Origin of the sequence: Nostocoides japonicum T1-X7 (assembly GCF_001046855.1) — a bacterium.
Taxonomy (GTDB): domain Bacteria; phylum Actinomycetota; class Actinomycetes; order Actinomycetales; family Dermatophilaceae; genus Nostocoides; species Nostocoides japonicum.
This window is the reverse complement of record NZ_HF570958.1, coordinates 4200267-4204451: the sequence shown is the minus strand read 5'-3', so window position 1 is coordinate 4204451 and position 4185 is coordinate 4200267. Positions and strand designations below refer to the sequence as shown.

Here is a 4185-nt window from a genome sequence, read left to right as displayed (position 1 = left end):
CTCGCGGCCGCCGGCATCGTCGCCGTCGGCTCCGGCGCCGCCGTGCTCACGACGACGAACGCGACGGCTGCCGTCGCGCCGAGTCCCGTCGTCGTCCACACCGTCGCCGCGACGGAGGCCGCCTCGACCTCGTCGTACTGGACGGCCGCCCGGATGCGCTCCGCGAAGCCCGCGGACGTCGTCGTGTCGCCATCCGCCGCCAAGGCCGCGGTGGCGGCCCCACGCGCCGACGGGCCCGCGGGCACGGTCGCCGGCTCCGGGACCGCGGCCAAGGCCACGTCGGCGGCCGCCCCCCTCGCGGCATACACCTTCGTCAAGGTGCCCGTCTCGGCGACGAAGAAGTGGCCGCAACGCCTCAACGGCAAGCTGTTCTTCACCAACGGCGGCACGAACTGGGTGTGCTCGGGCACCTCCGTCGCGGCGGCGTCCGCACCGGTCCAGAACGAGGTGTGGACGGCCGGCCACTGCACCGCCAACACCGAGGGCAGCAAGGCGTTCGACACGTACGCGCAGTTCATCCCCGCCTACAACGGCAAGGGCAAGACCGAGAAGCAGATCGCGCCGTTCGGCCGGTTCACCGCGACGCAGTACATCACGACGACGGCGTGGCTCAACAACGGCGACCTCAGCGTCGACCTCGGCGCCATCCGCGTCGGCACCAACGCCAAGGGCCAGACCCTCGGGCAGGCGGTCGGCTGGGACGGCTTCGCGTGGAACCAGTCCTACCAGCAGCAGTTCAACGCCTTCGGCTACCCCGCGGCGGCGCCATACAACGGGCAGTCGATGTACCGTGACCGCGCGTCGACGTCGAGCACGGCCAACGTCGGTGGCGTGGGACCGGTGACGCTCGGCATCCCGAACCCGATGACCGGCGGCTCCAGCGGCGGCGAGTGGGCCATCCAGTGGAACGCGAACCAGGGCGCCTCCGGCTACATCAACGGCCACAACGACTTCAAGTTCACCAACGACCCGCTCACGATGTACTCGCCGTACTTCAACAGCCTCGCGAACACGGTGCGCTGCTTCGGCGCCAGCAGCTGCTGACCCGGCAGCCCGCCTCGGTGGGCCGGTGCGGCGGATGCCGTGCCGGCCCACCGTCGTGCGGGCCGGTCAGCGCCGCTCGCAGACGAAGATGGCCGTGCCCGGGAAGAGGCCGCCCCGCAGCGGCGACCACCCGCCCCACTCGTTCGCGTTGCCCGGCTTCCACTCCGGCTCGACGAGGTCGACGAGCCTCAGGCCGGACGCGACGATCTCGCGGACCCGGTCACCGAGGGTCCGATGGTGCTCGACGTACGTCGCCCGGCCCGCCTCGTCGGACTCGACGTAGGGCGTCCGGTCCCAGTAGGGCATCGTCACCCTGAGCCCCTCCGGCCCGGGCGCGTCGGGGAAGGACCACCGGATGGGATGGGTCGTGGAGAAGACGAACCGTCCATGGGGGCGCAGCACCCGCGCGGCCTCCCGCATGAGGAGCGCCGAGTCCGCGACGAACGGCACGGCTCCGTATGCGGTGAAGACGGTGTCGAACTCCGCGTCGCCGAAGGGGAGGGCGAGGGCGTCGCACTGGACGAGGGGCACTGCATACGGGCTCGCGTCGTCCAGCCGCCGGGCCGTCGCGAGCATGCCGCGGGAGAGGTCGGTCGCGACGACGACGCCGCCCTGGGAGCGGACCCATCGCGCGCACTGGGCCCCGCCGGCGCCGATCTCGAGGAGCCGGCACCCGGACACCGGGCCGAGGAGTCCGAGGTCGGCCTCGGTCCACCCCTCCGGACCCCAGACGAAATCGTCGTCGCCGAGGAACGCGCCGTGCTCCGCGGCATACCCGGGTGCCTCGGCGTCCCACCACGAGCGGTTGGCGGACGCGGTCTCCGCGGTCGTGGCGGCGCGCCGGACGACCTGCGCGGACTGGTAGACTTCACGAGCACTTTCGTGTGCGTGCGATGCCTCATGCAATCGCGCGCTGTCCACCTTCGCATCAGATTCACTGTCCACCATCGGAGTTCCTACTACATGACTGCCAGCACGGTCGAGAAGACCGCCCCTCAGGTTGCCATCAACGACATCGGCACCGAGGAAGACCTCCTGGCCGCGATCGACGCGACCATCAAGCACTTCAACGACGGCGACATCGTCGAGGGTCGCGTCGTCAAGGTCGACCGGGACGAGGTCCTGCTCGACATCGGCTACAAGACCGAGGGTGTGATCCCCTCCCGCGAGCTGTCCATCAAGCACGACGTCGACCCCGCCGAGGTCGTTTCCGTGGGCGATGAGGTCGAGGCCCTCGTCCTCCAGAAGGAGGACAAGGAGGGTCGGCTCATCCTGTCCAAGAAGCGCGCCCAGTACGAGCGCGCCTGGGGCACGATCGAGAAGATCAAGGAGGAGGACGGCGTCGTCACCGGCACCGTCATCGAGGTCGTCAAGGGCGGCCTCATCCTCGACATCGGCCTGCGCGGCTTCCTGCCCGCCTCGCTCGTCGAGATGCGCCGGGTCCGCGACCTCCAGCCGTACGTCGGCAAGGAGATCGAGGCGAAGATCATCGAGCTCGACAAGAACCGCAACAACGTCGTCCTCTCGCGCCGCGCCTGGCTCGAGCAGACGCAGTCCGAGGTCCGCACGACCTTCCTGCGCGAGCTGCAGAAGGGCCAGGTCCGCCAGGGTGTCGTCTCCTCGATCGTCAACTTCGGCGCGTTCGTCGACCTCGGCGGGGTCGACGGCCTCGTCCACGTCTCCGAGCTGTCGTGGAAGCACATCGACCACCCGAGCGAGGTCGTCGAGGTGGGCGACGAGGTGACCGTCGAGGTCCTCGACGTCGACATGGACCGCGAGCGGGTCTCCCTGTCGCTCAAGGCGACGCAGGAGGACCCGTGGCAGCACTTCGCCCGGACCCACGCGATCGGCCAGGTCGTCCCGGGCAAGGTCACCAAGCTCGTCCCGTTCGGTGCGTTCGTCCGCGTCGACGACGGCATCGAGGGTCTCGTCCACATCTCCGAGCTCGCCGAGCGGCACGTCGAGCTGCCCGAGCAGGTCGTCCAGGTCGGTCAGGACATCTTCGTCAAGGTCATCGACATCGACCTCGAGCGGCGCCGGATCTCGCTGTCGCTCAAGCAGGCCAACGACGGCTCGGTCTCCATCGAGGAGTTCGACCCGACGCTCTACGGCATGGCGGCCGAGTACGACGAGCAGGGCAACTACAAGTACCCCGAGGGCTTCGACCCCGAGACCAACGAGTGGCTCGAGGGCTTCGAGGCGCAGCGGGAGAAGTGGGAGAAGCAGTACGCCGACGCCCACGCCCGCTGGGAGGCCCACAAGGCGCAGGTCGAGGCCGCGTCGAAGGCCGACTCCGACGCCACCTCCGGCGCGGAGGTGCCGACGTCCTACTCCAGCGGCTCGTCCGCCGAGTCGTCCCCGTCGGACGCCGAGGGCACCCTCGCCTCCGACGAGGCGCTCGCCGCGCTCCGCGAGAAGCTCACCGGCAACTGAGCGACCGAGGCGTCGAAGGGCCCGGTTCCCCCGCGGGGAGCCGGGCCCTTCGGCTGTCGGCGGGACGGCATACGGTCGACGTATGCCGACTTCGCCCATCGACTTCGACGCCCACCTCGCCGGACAGTCCGACGCCTTCCTCGAGGCGATGCTGCGGGCCGACCCGGCAGCCCGGGTTCCGGGCTGCCCCGACTGGAGCGCCGACGACCTGCTGAGCCACCTGATGCGGGTCCAGGACTTCTGGGCGCACGTCCTCGCCGTCCGCCCGGCCCCGCCCGAGGACTACGTCGAGCCCGACCGGCCGACCGACCGCGAGGCCCTCGCCGAGCGGTTCAGGGACGCCTCGCGGCGGCTGCGCGAGCAGCTGCGGTCCGCGCGCGACGAGGAGGCCGCCTGGACGTGGCACCACTCGAACCACACGGTCGGCTTCATCCGCCGCCGGCAGGCCCACGAGGCGCTCATCCACCGCCTCGACGCGGAGCAGACCGCCGGCGCCGACGACCTCACGGTCCTTCCCGCCGACCTCGCGGCCGACGGGGTCCTCGAGGTCCTCGACTGGATGTACGGCGGAGCACCGGACTGGGGCTCGTTCACCGCCGACGGCGCCCATGTCGCGCTCGAGGCGCTCGACACCGGTGACCGGGTCGTCGTGGAGCTCGGCCGGTTCGCGGGGACGCCGCCGGACGCCGACGAGCCGATCGACGAGGA

At 70.8% G+C, this 4185-nt stretch carries 4 protein-coding genes; 3 read left to right on the top strand and 1 reads right to left on the bottom strand.

Translation table 11 applies throughout. The features are described 5' to 3' along the window. Positions 1-1044 (top strand): trypsin-like serine peptidase (locus BN12_RS19040; protein WP_048554980.1); only part of this gene is annotated, 1044 nt, incomplete at its 5' end. Between the two features lie 66 nt (positions 1045-1110). On the opposite strand, the gene BN12_RS19035 is transcribed toward BN12_RS19040, so the two are convergent. Continuing rightward, a complete protein-coding gene (locus tag BN12_RS19035) occupies positions 1111-1965 on the bottom strand; it encodes a class I SAM-dependent methyltransferase (protein ID WP_235432469.1) in 855 nt (284 codons plus the stop codon). Between the two features lie 42 nt (positions 1966-2007). Between BN12_RS19035 and rpsA the strand changes: the two genes are divergently transcribed. Both rpsA and BN12_RS19025 read left to right on the top strand, forming a co-directional pair. Beyond that, on the top strand, positions 2008-3477 hold the full coding sequence (gene rpsA, locus BN12_RS19030) for a 30S ribosomal protein S1 (RefSeq protein ID WP_048554976.1): 1470 nt from the start codon (positions 2008-2010) through the stop codon (positions 3475-3477). 82 nt (positions 3478-3559) lie between these two features. Further along, a partial coding sequence (locus BN12_RS19025; RefSeq protein ID WP_053080102.1) for a maleylpyruvate isomerase N-terminal domain-containing protein occupies positions 3560-4185 on the top strand: 626 nt, incomplete at its 3' end.